At 54.5% G+C, this 15,632-nt stretch carries 14 protein-coding genes and 1 riboswitch; of the genes, 3 read left to right on the top strand and 11 right to left on the bottom strand.

Translation table 11 applies throughout. The features are described 5' to 3' along the window. Positions 1-256: 256 nt before the first annotated feature. Positions 257-1,402, top strand: coding sequence for a lactonase family protein (locus NXS97_RS01080; protein ID WP_064374335.1), 1,146 nt, complete (start codon positions 257-259; stop codon positions 1,400-1,402). A gap of 168 nt (positions 1,403-1,570) precedes the next feature. Here NXS97_RS01080 and uca read toward each other — a convergent pair whose 3' ends face one another. From uca to NXS97_RS01050, 6 genes are all read right to left on the bottom strand, one after another. After that, the gene (gene uca, locus NXS97_RS01075; RefSeq protein WP_116220116.1) at positions 1,571-5,176 is read right to left on the bottom strand and encodes an urea carboxylase; all 3,606 of its coding nucleotides are present in this window, start codon (positions 5,174-5,176) and stop codon (positions 1,571-1,573) included. 111 nt (positions 5,177-5,287) lie between these two features. Beyond that, positions 5,288-5,923 carry an urea amidolyase associated protein UAAP2 gene (locus NXS97_RS01070; RefSeq protein ID WP_014333187.1) on the bottom strand — a complete coding sequence of 212 codons (636 nt, stop codon included), beginning with the start codon at positions 5,921-5,923 and terminating at the stop codon, positions 5,288-5,290. Between the two features lie 10 nt (positions 5,924-5,933). Then, positions 5,934-6,662, bottom strand: coding sequence for an urea amidolyase associated protein UAAP1 (locus tag NXS97_RS01065; RefSeq protein ID WP_013027907.1), 729 nt, complete (start codon positions 6,660-6,662; stop codon positions 5,934-5,936). After that, positions 6,659-7,441 (bottom strand): ABC transporter ATP-binding protein, encoded by a 783-nt coding sequence (locus tag NXS97_RS01060; RefSeq protein WP_014333189.1) that lies wholly within the window; start codon positions 7,439-7,441, stop codon positions 6,659-6,661. Before NXS97_RS01060 ends, NXS97_RS01065 begins: the two co-directional genes overlap by 4 nt. Beyond that, the gene (locus NXS97_RS01055) at positions 7,438-8,253 is read right to left on the bottom strand and encodes an ABC transporter permease (RefSeq protein ID WP_013027909.1); all 816 of its coding nucleotides are present in this window, start codon (positions 8,251-8,253) and stop codon (positions 7,438-7,440) included. The genes NXS97_RS01060 and NXS97_RS01055 overlap by 4 nt, the downstream gene beginning before the upstream one ends. A gap of 24 nt (positions 8,254-8,277) precedes the next feature. Continuing rightward, a complete protein-coding gene (locus tag NXS97_RS01050; RefSeq protein WP_014604647.1) occupies positions 8,278-9,336 on the bottom strand; it encodes a putative urea ABC transporter substrate-binding protein in 1,059 nt (352 codons plus the stop codon). Between the two features lie 55 nt (positions 9,337-9,391). Next, positions 9,392-9,490: riboswitch (guanidine-I (ykkC/yxkD leader) on the bottom strand. A 589-nt stretch (positions 9,491-10,079) separates the two neighbouring features. On the opposite strand from NXS97_RS01050, the gene NXS97_RS01045 reads away from it, so the two are divergent. Beyond that, the gene (locus NXS97_RS01045; RefSeq protein WP_013027911.1) at positions 10,080-10,739 is read left to right on the top strand and encodes a DUF1345 domain-containing protein; all 660 of its coding nucleotides are present in this window, start codon (positions 10,080-10,082) and stop codon (positions 10,737-10,739) included. Between the two features lie 122 nt (positions 10,740-10,861). On the opposite strand, the gene NXS97_RS01040 is transcribed toward NXS97_RS01045, so the two are convergent. After that, on the bottom strand, positions 10,862-11,095 hold the full coding sequence (locus NXS97_RS01040; protein ID WP_029569653.1) for a hypothetical protein: 234 nt from the start codon (positions 11,093-11,095) through the stop codon (positions 10,862-10,864). Positions 11,096-11,432: 337 nt separating this feature from the next. Beyond that, positions 11,433-11,696 (bottom strand): hypothetical protein, encoded by a 264-nt coding sequence (locus tag NXS97_RS01035; protein WP_022622861.1) that lies wholly within the window; start codon positions 11,694-11,696, stop codon positions 11,433-11,435. Between the two features lie 533 nt (positions 11,697-12,229). Here NXS97_RS01035 and NXS97_RS01030 point away from each other — a divergent pair. After that, positions 12,230-12,586, top strand: a complete 357-nt coding sequence (locus NXS97_RS01030) for a cupin domain-containing protein (RefSeq protein ID WP_072139160.1) — start codon at positions 12,230-12,232, stop codon at positions 12,584-12,586. Positions 12,587-12,621: 35 nt separating this feature from the next. Here NXS97_RS01030 and NXS97_RS01025 read toward each other — a convergent pair whose 3' ends face one another. The 3 genes from NXS97_RS01025 to NXS97_RS01015 all read right to left on the bottom strand — a co-directional run bounded on the left by NXS97_RS01025 (position 12,622) and on the right by NXS97_RS01015 (position 15,313). Further along, positions 12,622-13,314 (bottom strand): aspartate/glutamate racemase, encoded by a 693-nt coding sequence (locus NXS97_RS01025; protein WP_072139161.1) that lies wholly within the window; start codon positions 13,312-13,314, stop codon positions 12,622-12,624. A 176-nt stretch (positions 13,315-13,490) separates the two neighbouring features. Then, positions 13,491-14,726 carry a protein-disulfide reductase DsbD gene (locus NXS97_RS01020; protein WP_116220117.1) on the bottom strand — a complete coding sequence of 412 codons (1,236 nt, stop codon included), beginning with the start codon at positions 14,724-14,726 and terminating at the stop codon, positions 13,491-13,493. Positions 14,727-14,749: 23 nt separating this feature from the next. Continuing rightward, on the bottom strand, positions 14,750-15,313 hold the full coding sequence (locus NXS97_RS01015; protein ID WP_014604653.1) for a peroxiredoxin: 564 nt from the start codon (positions 15,311-15,313) through the stop codon (positions 14,750-14,752). Positions 15,314-15,632: the final 319 nt, after the last annotated feature.

Raw genomic sequence — 15,632 nt, 5'->3', positions numbered from 1 at the left:
CGCTTAACGGACGCATCAGAAAACGAACAGCATCAACGTAAGGCTTCGTGCCACGAGGGGCCGTTTCTGACATTTCAAAAAGCGACACGACTAACAGCAAACGAATACCGCTCATCTTCCTTTTCTGGCAACCGTTTCGACGTGAAGAAAGAACGTATTACTGAAACGCGACGCTCTGCCCTTTTGCTTACTAAGTATTCATTGCCCGGATGTTCAGGCGACCGTAAAAATTAACGACACTGGCGAGTAGGGAAAAATGATGAATAAAACGATTCTGGCGCTAGCCGCCGTTGCAAGTGCTTCGGCCATTGTGCCGCTGATGGCTCAGGCATCTTACGCGTATGTGGGAACCTATAATCCCAATGGCGAAGGGGTTTATCGATTTATCCTCAATGCGCAGGGTGAACTGTCGGGAAAAACATTGGTGAGTCAACTGCCCAACCAGGCACAGATGGTGGCGTCAGCGGATGGTAAACATCTTTATGTGGCGAGTGAGACCGAGAAAGGCAGCATCACCGCTTATCAGATTGGTACGGACGGTTCGCTCACGGCATTAAATCAGGTCGACACGCAAGGCAAAGGACCGGTGTACCTGTCCCTGACACCCGATCAGCGTTACCTGATGGTCGCAAATTATGTCAGCGGCAGTATTACAGTGTTTGCGGTGACGCCAGAAGGCAAGCTGAGTGAGGCTGTCGATCATCATCAGGACAGCGGCCCGGCTGGCGCAGGCAAACCGGCCGCAGCGGTAGAAGGCAGCTTTGCCATCAGCGATCACAATGGTCCGCATGCACATATGGTCGCCAGCGATCCCACGGGCCAGTTTGTTTACTCGACGGATTTGGGGCTGGACCGCATTTACCAATACCACCTGAATAAAGACGGTACGCTGACGCCCGGCAAACCCGCATGGATAAACGCCTCGTCTGCCGGTGCAGGCCCCCGCCATTTCGTTTTTAGCGCTGAGGGTCATGCGCTCTGGTTAGTGAATGAAGAAGCCTCCACGCTCACACATTACCTCATTAATCCGCAAAGCGGTGCTTTGCAGGAAAAGGCCACGGTTTCTACGCTGCCTTCCGGTTATAAAGGCACCAGTTTTGCAGCCGGGTTAGTCATTGATAAGGGCGGGAAAAATCTTTACGTCGCCAACCGTCTGCATGACAGCATTGCGCATTTTGAGGTCAATGCTAACGGCACACTGACGCATAAAGATGATGTGTGGACGCGCGGGGATTACCCCCGAACGCTGACATTATCCCCTGATGGCAGCATGATTTACGTGATGAATCAGCGTAGCGATAACATCACCAGCTTCAGGGTGGATAAAGCGAGTGGTGCCATCAGCTTTACCGGGAACTATGTTGCCGTAGGCGCGCCTTCACAGATGGTTATTGTTCCCTGAAAGATTGATGCAGATAACATGCACGTCACGCTGTGGTGCGTGTTACCGACGCAGCGTGCAGGTGCACGAGAAGGTTAGCCTCGCGCACCTGCCCGTTCAAGATCACTAACGGGCATGATCGATAAGCACTCAGGCCCAGCGATTATCGCTGCCAGTGCCAACGCAAAATCAAGTGTTATCCTCCACAATCACCGCAACCCGCTGTCCGGCGCGCACGGCACTGCCTGGCTGTACGTTAACCTGCTGGATGATCCCATCGCAGGGTGCCAGCAACGGAATCTCCATTTTCATGGATTCCAGCACCACCAGAACATCCCCCGCCTGAACCCGACTTCCCACCGTGGTTTGCACTTGCCAAAGGTTGCCGGAAACCGGGCTTTCGACACCCTGCTCGCCCTGCTGTAGCGGTGCATCACCGCCCTCTTCTGCCACGTTCTCCTGGCTGTCGAAATGGGCCTGACCACTGGCGATCCAGCGATCGCGTTCCGCATTGAACGCCTGTTGCTGGTGGTCACGAAACGCCGCGATGCTTTGCGCCTCATGAGCGAGAAACTGCTGATAATCACTCAACCGCAGCGTACTGGGCTCAATGCGCAGCGGATAACGCCCCAGCGGGAAATCGCGGCGGATTTGCACCAGTTCCTCGGCGGATACAGGGTAGAACCGCAGTTGATCAAAGAAGCGCAGCAGCCAGGGTTTCCCCGCAAAATCAGCAACCTCTCGATAGCGATTCCACATCTGAAGCGTGCGCCCCACAAACTGATAGCCGCCAGGTCCTTCCATGCCGTAAACGCAGAGGTAAGCGCCGCCGATACCCACCGAGTTCTCTGCCGTCCAGGTGCGCGCCGGGTTGTATTTTGTGGTGACCAGGCGATGGCGCGGATCCAGCGGTGTCGCAACCGGCGCCCCCAGATAGACATCGCCCAGCCCCATAACCAGATAGCTGGCCTCAAACACCGTCTCCCAGACCGCCTGTTCGTCAGGCAGATCGTTAATGCGGCGAATGAATTCAAGGTTACTGGGGCACCACGGTGCATCAGGGCGTACCGTCGTCATGTACTTTTCAATCGCCTTGCGACAGGCGGGATCGTCCCAGGAAAGCGGCAGATGTACTACGCGAGTTGGCACCTGCAGATCATCACTCAGGCAAACCCTGAGCCACTCGCCGCGTACCCAGTCCAGCAGCGCGTCATGGGTGAGGATTTCAGGCTGAAAATGGATCTGCAACGAACGAATCCCGGGCGTGATATCAATCACCCCGTCTTTTGCATGCGCTTCCAGCGCCTGCATCAGGGCATGAATGCGAAAACGCAGAACCAGATCCAGCTCCGGCTCCCCGGCTTCGAGTAGCAGATGCGTATCGCCAGAAAGTCGCGCGACCAGACGCTTATCGGCCTCACCGCAGGTCATCACGATCGGCGAGGTCAGCGGCGCAGGTTGCCAGGCTGTCGCCTGGCCACAGAGCGTTGCCAGTTCCTGGCCTCGCGCTTTAGCCAACTGGCGCGCGGTGGTTAAATCCACCGAGGTAAAGCGCACTTTATCACCGGCTTTCAACTGCCCTAACTGCCAGAGATCGGCTTCGATGACTGTGACCGGACAAACGAATCCCCCGAGGCTGGGTCCATCCGGGCCCAGAATCACCGGCATATCGCCGGTAAAATCAACCGCACCTACCGCGTACGGATTATCGTGAATGTTTGACGGATGCAGTCCGGCTTCGCCCCCGCTGTCTCGGCTCCAGATGGGCTTGGGCCCAATCAGGCGGGCGCCCGTGCGGCTGGAGTTAAAATGCACTTCCCATTCCGTGGCAAAAAAAGTGGCGATATAGTCCGGCGCGAAGAACTCCGGCGCACCGTGTGGACCATAAATTACCCGTAGGGTGCGGATCTGCGGGAGATCCGTGCGCAATGCCTCAGGAAGTGCCACGCCAGCTTCCGTTGCTGCCTGTGGGGCCAGGTGCAGCACATCGCCGCTACGCAGTGCGCGTCCGGCGTGGCCGCCAAACTGGCCAAGCGTAAAGGTGCTTTTACTGCCTAAATACGTTGGCACCTGAATGCCGCCGCTCAGGCAGAGATAGCTTCGCACGCCCGCCCCACTCACAGCACCCAGCTTTAACGTCGCCCCGGCGGGAATGGTAAAAACACAATCCATCGGCACGGGCTGGCCATCCAGGGTAGCGCTCAGTGGTGCACCGCAGATGACGGCCTGGATGGCGGTATTGAATTTCAGAGTGGGTCCGGTGAGGGTAATTTCCAGTGCGGCTTCCCCCTCGTCATTGCCCAGCAGCCGATTGCCTGAACGCAGGGCGCGGTCGTCCATCGGCCCCGATGGCGGTACGCCGACCGCCCAGTAGCCCAGACGGCCCGGATAATCCTGCACGCTGGTTTGCGTACCGGCGCCTAACACCTCAACCGTCGCTGCCTGATAATTCAACTGTTCCAGACAACGGGTCCAGGGTTCTCCCTGAACAAAGGGCGCAAACGCTAAAATTTGCTGCAGATAGAGGCGGTTGGTTTCAACACCGTATAAACGCGTTTCTGCCAGCGCCTGCGCCAGTGTGGCAATGGCCTCCGGGCGACTGGGCCGCCAGGCAATCGTTTTCGCCAGCAGCGGATCAAAAAAGGGCGGCACTTCGCAACCGGCTTCAATCCAGTGATCAATGCGCAGGCGAGCATCCTGTTGGTCGGGAAAGGCAACGTCTGTCAGCAGGCCCGGTGAAGGCTGAAACTGCCGTCCCGGATCTTCCGCATAAATGCGTGCCTGGATAGCATGGCCTTGTGGCGCAAGCCCGGCAACCAGCTCGCGCAGGGGCGGCAAGGTGTCCGCAGCCAGTTCAATCATCCATTTCACCAGGTCAACGCCCCAGACCTGTTCTGTCACGCCATGCTCGACCTGAAGGCGAGTGTTGACCTCCAGGAAGTAAAATTGTTGGTTCAGGCTGTCATAGACAAACTCCACGGTGCCCGCGCTGCGATAGTTCACTGCTTTACCCAGCGCAACTGCCGCCTCGCAGAGCGCCTGTGCCATGCCTTCAGGCAAATTGGGGGCAGGTGTTTCTTCGATGACCTTCTGGTTACGCCGCTGCACCGAGCAGTCACGCACGCCCAGCGCGATAACGTCTCCTTGCCCGTCACCAAAGATTTGCACCTCAAGATGACGTGCGCGTTCGATATAGTTCTCGAGAAACACGCCGGCATCACTAAAGTTGTTCTGCCCCAGCCGCTGCACGGTATCAAACGCTTCCGTCAGTTCATGCGCATCGCGACAAACGCGCATGCCAATCCCGCCGCCACCCGCCGTACTTTTCAGCATCACCGGATAACCAACGGTCTCGGCGACGCGGCAGGCTTCGGCGGCATCGGCCAGTAATTCGCTGCCTTCCAGCAAGGGCACACCTTCAGCTTTCGCCAGAGCACGGGCCGTGTGCTTCAGACCAAAAGTCCGCAACTGCTGTGGCGTTGGGCCAACAAAAATCAGCCCTGCGGCCTCGCAGGCCTCAGCGAACCCGGCGTTTTCAGAGAGAAAACCGTAGCCCGGGTGAATCGCCTGTGCACCGCTTTGCTGCGCTGCGGCAATAATTTTTTCAGCGGCCAGATACGTTTGTGCCGCCGGGCCGTCGCCAAGGGACAACGCTTCATCGGCATCACGAATATGCAGGCTGCCCAGATCGGCCTCGGCATAGACAGCCACCCCCTTGACCTGCATGGCGCGCAGGGTGCGCAAGATGCGGCAGGCGATCGCACCGCGGTTAGCAATCAGTAAGGTATCAAACATAAGCGGAACTCTCAGGAAAGCGGGTCGTCCCGCAGAAAGTCGACATGTCCCCTGGGGCCGTCCCCGGGGCTTCTCCTGTTCAGGCGTGCGTATTGTTCAGTCGCACCAGGCTCAGTTCCATACCAATACCTCGGCGGGCGTGGGATTCCAGCCGTTACAGGGGTTATTCAGCTGCGGACAGTTTGAGATTAAGACCACCGCATTACACTCGGCGCGCAGTTCAACATATTTGCCGGCGGCGGAAATACCGTCTTCAAAGGTCAGTCCACCCTGCGGCGTGACGGGAACGTTCATAAAAAAGTTGATGTTGGCGCCGATATCGCGTTTATGCAGGCGACCGTCATGCAGGCAGGCACAAAGAAAATTATCCCGGCAGCTGTGCATATAGCGCTTGTCGTGAGCATAACGTACCGTGTTACTTTCCTGCGCGCAGGCACCGCCCAACGTATCGTGGCGGCCACAGGTATCGGCGACAATAGTCAGCAGCGGATTGCCCATATTCGAGTAAAGTACGCTGCCGGTGGTCAGGTAAGCATTACCCTGACGGCGCAGCGTACGCTGGGGATCGTAACGCTCGCGCGGATTATCTGCGTTGTAGAACAGCGTATCGATCGCCTGATTCCCTTCCAGGTCGAGCAGACGCAATGTTTGCCCTTGTTTGACCTCAAACAGCCAGGGTTCGCCCGCCGGAATCACATGACGGTAAACCGCATCCTCTGGGCGGCGGTCGCTGGAAATAATCATCATCGCTGACTCCTTACAGGGCAAAAAGTTGGGTGTTATGTATTGCGCGCTGATTTTCATCGCGGATGAACAGCGCTTCGGTGGTAGCCTGTGCGTCATCGGCCTGATACCAGCTCAGCTGGATGGGACGCGGTGCATAGTCAGGGGCAGGATCCATTGGATGGGGGAGCGCGGTCAGGACGATCAGCACGTCCATTGGGGCAAACAGCTCAACAACATCCCCTGCGCGGCTATGTTCGGTATCGAAGCGGAAGCGGCCATCTTCATCGACGGTGACTTTGCTAAAGAAGTTAACGACCATGAGCAGATCTTCAAGACCCAAATCCCATTTGCCCATCTCGACCAGCAGATTATCGACTCCATTGCGGTAAAACCCATTCCGCAGCTCCTGATAGCGCCCTGCGCCATATTTTTCGCGCGTTTCCGCCGCGTTAAGTACGCCACCAAACGGGTCGTGCCAGCCACAACTGTCCGCCACGATCCCGGCGAGTACGCGGCCCATATCGGAATAGAAACAGTGGCCGGTAGTGAGCCGGGCCGTATGCTGGCCCTTCAGCGTATCCGGTAGATTAAGGCGTTCACTTTTCTCATGCGGATTGAGCATCATCATGCTGACATTCGCGCCGCCATCAATATCGGTCAGGCGCAGGATGTGCCCTTTGCGCAGAATGAATGAGGTATGCGCCCCGCCGGGAAGCCGCTCTTCGCGCAGACTGGGGGCTGAGTGAAAACGTGCCGTCATTGCTGTCTCCTTAATGCATAAACGTTGTCTTTACTGTCTGTCATCAGCTGTGCCATTCGCGCCTCATTCAGCGGAATGTCATAGGTGATACGCGCACCCCAGGCATGAGGGGCCTGGGGATCGTGGCGGACTTTGTCAAATACCAGTAGCCGTGTACCCAGGTTGAAGCCTTCGGTAAGATCGTGGGTGACCATAAAGACCGTCATTCGGGTTTCACTCCACAGTTGAAGCAGCAGCGCGTGCATGTCTTTGCGGATACCGGGATCCAGTGCGCCAAAGGGCTCATCCAACAACAGCACTCGCGGTTGCATGATAAAAGCCTGGGCAATTGCCAGCCTTTGCTGCATTCCGCCGGAGAGCTGTGCCGGATATTTATCCAGCGCATTTCCCAGCCCCACTTTGTCCAGCATCTGTCGTGCCTGCTGCCGGGCCGCGCGTTTTCGGGCGCCGAACAGGCGACCCGACAAGGGCGAAGCAGGCAGTTCGAGCCCTATCGCGACGTTATCCAGTACATTGAGATGGGGAAACACGGAATAGCGTTGAAACACGACGCCGCGGCTGCGGTCGGGTTCTGTCGCCAGTGCCTTACCATCCAGGGTGATCTCTCCCCGGGTGGGTTTTTCCTGACCCAGCAGCAGGCGCAAAAACGTCGACTTCCCGCAGCCCGATGCACCGACCATAGAGCAGAACTCGCCCGCCTTAACCTGCAAATTGATGCGTTCCAGCACCACGTGGTCGCCGTACTCCTGCCAGATATTGTTGATACTGATAAAACTCATTCCCGGCCTCCTTCCGCCCATGGGAAACAGGCGTTGTGCAGCTTGCGCAGGCCCAGATCCATCAGCCAGGCCAGCAGCGTGATCCAGATGACATAGGGGATAATCACATCCATCGCCATGTAGCGACGCACCAGGAAAATGCGATAGCCCAGCCCGGCAGTCGCCGAAATCGCTTCGGAGGAAATTAAAAACAGCCAGGCCGATCCCAGAAGCAGCCGTACCGAGGTGATAAGCCGTGATAACAGTTGCGGCAGCACGACCCGCAGCACGACCGTCCAGCTATTGGCTCCCAGGGTTTGCGCTTTGATTAACAGTTCCGCCGGAATTTCCCGTGCCCGCTGTTCAAGATCGCGTGCCAGCATCGGCGTAATGCCAATGACGATGAGCATGACCTTCGACAGCTCATCCAGGCCGAAAACAATAAACAGCACGGGCAGAATCGCCAGCGGCGGCACCATTGAGACAACCGTCATCAGGGGTGACAGTGCGGCGCGGGACATCGGAAAAACGCCCGCGGCAATGCCGAGGCACAGACCAATCAGCGAGGAGAGCGCCAGCCCCATGAGCAGACGGCTCAGGCTGATAAACGTATCGGCCCACAGCAGGTATTCACCACTGCGCTTATCTGGCGTGAAGGCCATCCGATCAATCGCCTCAATCATCTGCGACAGTCCGGGCAGCAGTTTGTCCTGCGGATTGGCCTCCAGCCGCACCGCTGATCCGATAAACCAGGCGGCGATGATCAGCACGAAGGGCAGCAGCATTAGCGTCAGGCGCATGCCCTGGCGGGGATAGCGGTTGATGTAGCGCATGACATGAACTCCCGTGGTCAGTGGTTACAACTTGCCCGCAGCGGCCAGCTTAAGATAGCTGTCGTCAAAGCGCAGTTTGCTGTTAGCCCTATCGCCAACGGTGACGTTGCCCGGGAATGTCATGCCGATAAAATCAGCGCTCTGTGCGCCCTGACCCAGCAGACCTTTGTCAAACGAGAAGTTCGCCACGCGTTGCATGGTCTTTGGCAGATCAGGCGAAGAAATAAAGGCCAATGTCTCAGCAGGCGTCCAGAACAGATGCGTTGTTTTAAGCTGAGCCTGATAGCCCGCGAGGTCGGTACCGGAATCTGCCGCCATTGCACTCAGCGCTTGTTTATCACCCGCCTGCATTTTTGCCATCATTTCAAACCACGCACCGGTCAGCGCTTTGCCGAGGGCGGGGTTATCTTTCAGCGTTTGGGTGTTCACGACCATCATGTCGATGAGTTCGCCGGGCACTTGGGTGGAGCTAAACACTTCGGTGGTTTGTGGCGTCTTTTTGATGACGGACAACTGCGGGTTCCAGGCTACCGCTGCCCGCACATTGCTGGTGCCAAAGGCCGAGACGATATCCGCATCGGAGGTATTAACCACTTTCACATCTTTTTCCTGCAGCCCGGCTTTTTCCAGTCCGCGAACCAGGAGATAGTGCGATACCGAGAGTTCGGGCAGATAAACCGACATACCTTTCAGATCGCTGAGTTTTTTATTCATCCCTTTTAGCACGACGCCGTCGTTGCCATCGGAATAGCTGCCGGTGATGAGTGCTGTCGAATCTACCCCACCTGCCGCCGGGATAGTCAGCGCATCCATGTTGGTCATGGTGCAGCCGTCAAACTGCCCTGCCGTGTACTGGTTGATGGATTCGATGTAGTCGTTGAGTTGAACAATATTGATTTTGATGCCGTATTTGCTGGCCCATTTATCAATAATTTTTTCATTGCTGATGGTGCCCCAGGGCATCCAGCCCGCATAGATCGTCCAGCAGATGTTGAACTCTTTTTTAACCGTGGCGAAGGAAGAAAAGCTGATCAGCAAGGTGAGTGACAGCAAAAGCGTGCGGATGAACGGCGTTGTTTTCATGGTTAACCTCTGGTTGGCACAAAAAAGGAGCAGCGCGACACCTGACGGTGCTGCTGTCTCCCGGGCTTTTGTCCCGCCGTGTAACCTCTCAGAGGTCGCCAGCTCTCGGACCAGACATTCACCTGCGTGAACCGGAACCCTAGCCAGCTATTTAATTCAGATTATGTGTTGCGCTGCTTACCGATCAGGTTTTTGCAATTGACGTGCCAGAATTAATGACAATAAAAATCAGTGATTTAGCATTATTCCTGGTGACGAAGCACCAGAATGATGAGTGACCGAGGGGCATTGCACACAATCAGTGCCGACTGGAACACGAAATATGCTGTGCAGTCCTTACATCATAAGCATCAGCGCGGTTTCTGGGCGACGTTGCAGCGGTAGTGTCCATCCTGACGAGGCGTAACGGTATAACGCCTGACGCAATACCGCTGACGGCGCGAGGTGCTTTAATCCTGTAGATGTCGCGCGGCCAAAGGGGAGCCACTATTACGCGATAGCCATCCTTGTAGCTTAAGGGAACGTACACGCTTTTAACGGTGACCATCCGCACTTCTCGTTTGTTGACCCTCCATTACTGCTATAGATGCCCGCACGCGGGTATGGCAGTGGCGTGCTACACAGAGACTGGCTTCGCATTCTGCCGGTTCTTTAACCCACCATAAACGTCGCGCGTTTTTTGCAGCAGGGTCATCCGGCCTGCACTACAGTTAACTGACTCAGTAACCAGCAAAAACATAACCATGTCCTCTTCCCTTCGCTCAAATCTGTTTGCCCGGTTGCGCCTGCTGATCTCTGTGGTGGCAGGTCTCGTCTGCTATGTTTTACTGCCTGAGCATCTGGGGCAAATGCAGAGACTGTTAATCAGTTGGAACGTGCTGGCATGGCTCTATCTGTGGTTTATCTGGTTTCGCATGTTGCGTACCGCGCCAGATGAGATTAAACGAATCGCCCAGATGCAGGATCAAAGTGCCGCGCTGGTGCTGGGGCTGGTCATCGTGGCCTGTATGATCAGTATGGTGGCCATCATGAGCGAGCTTCCCACGTTAAAAAGCCTGACGGGCTCGTCGCGGGCCCTGCATCTGCTTTTGACTGCCATGACGCTCATCGCCTCATGGGCCTTACTACCCAGCGCATTTGCCATGCATTATGCCCATCAGCATTACCTGCTTCGCAGCAACAGTATCACGCCGATGATCTTTCCGGAGAAACCGACGCATCCGGGTTACTGGGATTTTCTCTACTTCTCTTTCACCATCGCGGTGGCATCCCAGACGGCGGATGTGGCGACGGGCACGACAGAAATGCGCAAGATCGCCTTGTTGCAGTCGGTTATCTCTTTTATTTTTAATCTGGCGATTCTGGGACTGTCCGTGAATGTGGCAGCCAGTTTGTTAAGTTGAGAGTCTGCCTGCGACGATAGCCAGCAGAGAAGCGCATTGACTGTTACGGGAATTTACCGCTTAAAGCCTGTGCGACGGGAAGCTGCACCCTCTTTGAGAGGATGCCGAGACTGCGAGAAAAATTAACCGCCCTGCTGCTGTTGCCCTTGCTGTTGACTGGCCGCTTCTTTCTGTTTCTTTTTGGCCATATGATGTCCAACAGCGCAGCCTGCTGCGGCCCCAGCGACACCGTGATGTTTAACATGCCCTGCCACGCCGCCCACGGCCGCGCCCTTTAAACAGCCTTTGGCTTCAGCTTGTGAACTCATCGCCATGAGCAGACCCGCGGTAACAAGAACAACTGACAATTTTTTCATCGAATGACTCCCTGATAAATAGCGAATACGCATTAATGTCTACTGAGCATAGTTAATCAGGACGCTTCTGCTGGCCGAAGTCAGTAAATCTTGAAACCGTTTACCCGCCGTTAAGCGTTTAACGTTCCGGGAGTGATAGCGATATCATAACAGGCGCTTTTTAGCACAATATTCAGTCCTTAACGCTTATCGATAACGATGGGAAGGAGATGTAAGAGAATATAAAAAACTGCACCTTACTCAGTCAGCCGTCCAGCTTTTGAGGTGCAGTTCATTGACGGGGTTGAGCATAATTAAAAGGCTAAATAATCAGTTCAGGATGTAAAACCGAGCAGGTTCAGGACATATCATCCTGAGTTTCATCGTGTGGGCAAGGTTCGCCGGTGTCATCACAGGCAGGATTAATGCGCAAACCGCCTGAAGGCTTTCGATGAGCAGCAAGTTTGATGTTCCCCGCACTGCCCGCATTGTTCTTTTGCAGCGTAGAAGCTGACTGTTGTTCATGTACAGATACAGCCAGTGCCGCATTCTGAAAGGTAATCAATGTCGCGATGGTGAACGCCGTTGTTTGCAGTGCCACTTTTACGGATAACATTTTCATAACTTGCCCTTTAGAGATTACGCCAGGAAGGACAGAACGGTTAGCCGTTCTGCTCTGTGCTGTATTCAAACTCAGCAGTGTGAAAATAGAATCTTTATATTTCCATTTTAAGACGGACCTGATAAATCAGATTAACCCTTGCCAGCCTGATGCAGAGAGCTCCAGGCGTAGGGAAATAATAAAGATTAAAATCATTATCTTATTTACCTCATTCTGCTCGTTGATATTGCAACATCCCCCCTTACTTACACATTTTTCAGATCCTGACTGAGCAGAGCATTAACCAATGACGAGCGGATGAGCGGTAACTGGCTGCACTTTCTCTCAAACTGTCTAAACCTGGCATCGATAGCACCATACTCAAAAACCTGTGTAGGCTGCGGCCAGAAATTTCATGCTTTTAGCGCAATGTATTCTGCGCATAACTTTCATGCCAAAGCGTTTAAGACGCGCTTTGTTTTTCCGTTTTTGTATACGCTGACGTATCAATTCAGACCACGCTGCATCGTTAACGACTGCTCAGGAAGCATGAAATGAAAGTACAAAAACTTAATCAACCCGCTTCAATCAAGACGCTGGAATCATGGGGGACCGTTGAGGGCCTTCCGGGATCGCCCGAGATTGCACTGGCCGGGCTGCAGACGGTGATCCCCGGTCATGAGAGTATTGATATGGGCATTTTTGAATGTACGGCGGGCAGTTATCGTCGCGGCGTTAAGCAAGCAGAGATGATGCATTTCCTGTCAGGAACGGGTTCCTTCACAGCGGATGGCGAAGCACCACAGCATTTCAAACCTGGCGATACCTTGTTCTTTGAAGCGAATACAGAAGGGACATGGGTCATGGAGACCACCATGCGCAAGCTTTATGTGATTTTCGACACCCTGTAAAAGTTCGATCACTGATTCATCCCACTGAGGATGAATCAGGACAGCATAAAATCGACGGCATCGTTCGCATGAATGCGCGTTGTATCGAATACCGGTAGCGCGCTTTGTGCTTCTGAAACCAGCAAACCAATTTCCGTGCAGCCAAATATGACTCCTTCTGCACCTTGTGAAGCCAGTTCCTGTATCACCTCAAGATAAAACTGGCGGGAGCCTTCCGAAAATTTCCCCATGCAGAGTTCATCAAAAATGATTTGGTTGATGACGTTACGCTGTTCTGCCGGTGGTACCAGGGTAGCAATTGAGAATTGTTTATTCAGGCGGCCCAGATAGAAGTCCTGCTCCATGGTATAACGCGTGCCCAGCAAGGCTACTCGGGTCATGCCTTTGCTCGTTATCGCCCTGCCCGTCGCATCCGCGATATGTAAAAAAGGCAAATGACAGCGAGATTCAATCGCCCCGGCAACCTTGTGCATCGTGTTGGTACATAAGACGATTGCGTCTGCACCGGCACCCGCCAGACCCACGGCCGCTTCAGCCAGTAGTTCACCAGCCCGATCCCAGTCGCCACTGCGCTGGCAGGCTTCAATTTCGTGAAAATCCACGCTGTGCAGAAGCAGCTTTGCCGAGTGTAAACCGCCTAATTTGCTTCTGATTCCCTCATTGATCAACCGATAGTAAGGGAGCGTTGATTCCCAGCTCATGCCGCCTATAAGGCCGATTGTTTTCATCACTCTCCTTTGAAATACATCACTGCCAAAGCCTGTCGAGGATAATAAAACTGCGCGTTGCCTGAAAGGATTATGACGGGTTAGCCGCGTGTTTTCAGGTGTTGCGCTAACCCGTTACCGCCGAGGTCTGGCCGCCGCCGGGCAGCGGAAATCCAATGCCCGGCAGGGATCTACCATCACGTTTTATTGCCTTTTTCACTCGCCTGCTGTAATGCCGTGATGACGATGCCCGGCGTTAACACCTGAGGCAGGACAACGGGTTTTCCGCCGTCAGCAGGATAAACCACATACAGCGGCAAACCGCCACGGCCAAAATCACTGAGTGCCTGCTCAACGTCAGGATTGTACTTTGTTGAGTCAGCAATCATATAAATGGTGTTGGTGCGCGCCATAGCCGTCTTTACTGCCTGGGTTGACAGCGAGGTACGTTCATTAACCTGACAGGTAATGCACCAGGAGGCGGTAAAATTCACCAGAACCGGTTTACCCTGGCCTTTTATAGCGTCCACATTTTGGGGAGACCATGCCACCGCAGCCGCTGCCACAACATCCGAAGAATCAGGGGCTGCCGTCGAGGTTTTCAGCGTAAATAACGGTGGTACCAACAGGATAATTACAACAGCTGTGGCGATGTGCAGAGCCCAGTGCCGCCTTCCCATCATCTGCCGCTTCTGAGCCAGGCCATACAGCCAGGCGGCAAAACCCAGCAGCAGGCAACAGGTCAGTATCGCTGCCAGCGCCGTCGAGCCAGCCTGCCGTTCCAGCACCCAGATTAACCAACCCGCCGTACCCAGCATCGGAAACGCCAGGCCATGTTTTAGGGTGATCATCCAGGCACCCGGCGACGGCAGTATTCGGGCAACGACAGGGAAAAAGGAAATCAAGGTGAAAGGCGCAGCAAAGCCCAACGCCAGAGAAAGAAAGATAATAAAGCTGATAACGGGGGGCTGTACAAGCGCATAACCTATGGCGCTGGCCATAAAGGGCGCGCTACACGGGGTAGCAACAACAATCGCCAGCGCCCCCGTTAACGCGGACCCGGTCAATCCCCCCCGCTCGCCCCCGACTTCGCCGGCCCGCTGAAGTGATAATCCCACCTCGAACAGGCCAAACAGATTAAGTGCGGATGCCAGCATCACCAGAACCAGCAACGCAATCACCAGCGGTGACTGCAGTTGAAAACCCCAGCCCACTGATGACCCACCGAATCTCGCCAGCAACAGCAGACCAACCAGTAACATCATGGTGACCACTACGCCAGCCAGAAAAGCGAGCCCTTCTGCACGAGCCTGTGCGGGCCTGGCGTGATGCCGTATCAGACTCAATGCCTTGAGCGAAATGACCGGGAACACACAGGGCATGAGATTAAGTATGATGCCGCCCAGAAAAGCGGCGGCGATAGCAGTCAACATGATTTATCTGTCCAGATCGGGAATTAAGCCGGGTTGGCCTGGCGGTATTTTTTCACGGCATCCAGCGTTTTCTGAATGTGTGATTCTGGGTTTTTATCCGTATAACTCAGCAGGATTTTGCCATCCGGTGCAATAACATAAGACGTACGATCGGAAAGCGTTTTACCTTTCATCTCCATCGTACTTTTGTATTCTGCAGCCACTTTTGCGCCCGGATCGGCAGCAACGGTGAATTTATCGCGGCATTCAAGTTTAGAAAATTTCTCAATCTGGTCAGTATTACCTGCGGTGACGCCGATTACCGTTGCGCCCTCTTTTTTAAAGTCATCTGTCGCTTCTGCAAAGGCATGCGCCTCTAAGGTACAGCCTGCACTAAACGCCGCCGGGAAAAAATAAAGAACGACCGGGCCTTTTTGCAGTGCCTGCTGTAAAGAGAAGGTGGTTTCTTTACCTGCCAGTGCGGCTTCCAGTTTGAAATCCGGCGCCTGTGCACCCACCGGCAGTGCCGCGAACGCGGAGGTCATTGGAAGGCTCAGTGCCAGTAATGATGCAGCCGTCAGCATTTTCAGGTGATTCTTGATACGCATTCTCTTTTCTCCGTCGACAAGCAGGCATAAGTGCCCCTTGCACGTTAATACTAGGTTCATTCGCTAAAAATGAAAAAGTTTGCGTCATGGAATAACGCGATAGCGTCACCAGAGCGTTAATGCAAACGTGTCTGGCATCTACAGTAAGATAGTCTTACAACCGATCATTTAGATATGCGGTTAGGCGATAATTTTGTGTCAGACGGTAAATATTCAGGGAACAGAGAGATGCCCTACCTGATAACGCTGAAAATGGCCCGAATCTTGCGCGGGCGCCGTTGTCCAGAGACAAAAATCTATGTGGCGCCAGTGAAAGGTA

Source organism: Pantoea sp. B623 (assembly GCF_024814475.1).
Lineage (GTDB): Bacteria > Pseudomonadota > Gammaproteobacteria > Enterobacterales > Enterobacteriaceae > Pantoea > Pantoea ananatis.
This window is presented reverse-complemented; position numbering and strand designations above follow the sequence as displayed.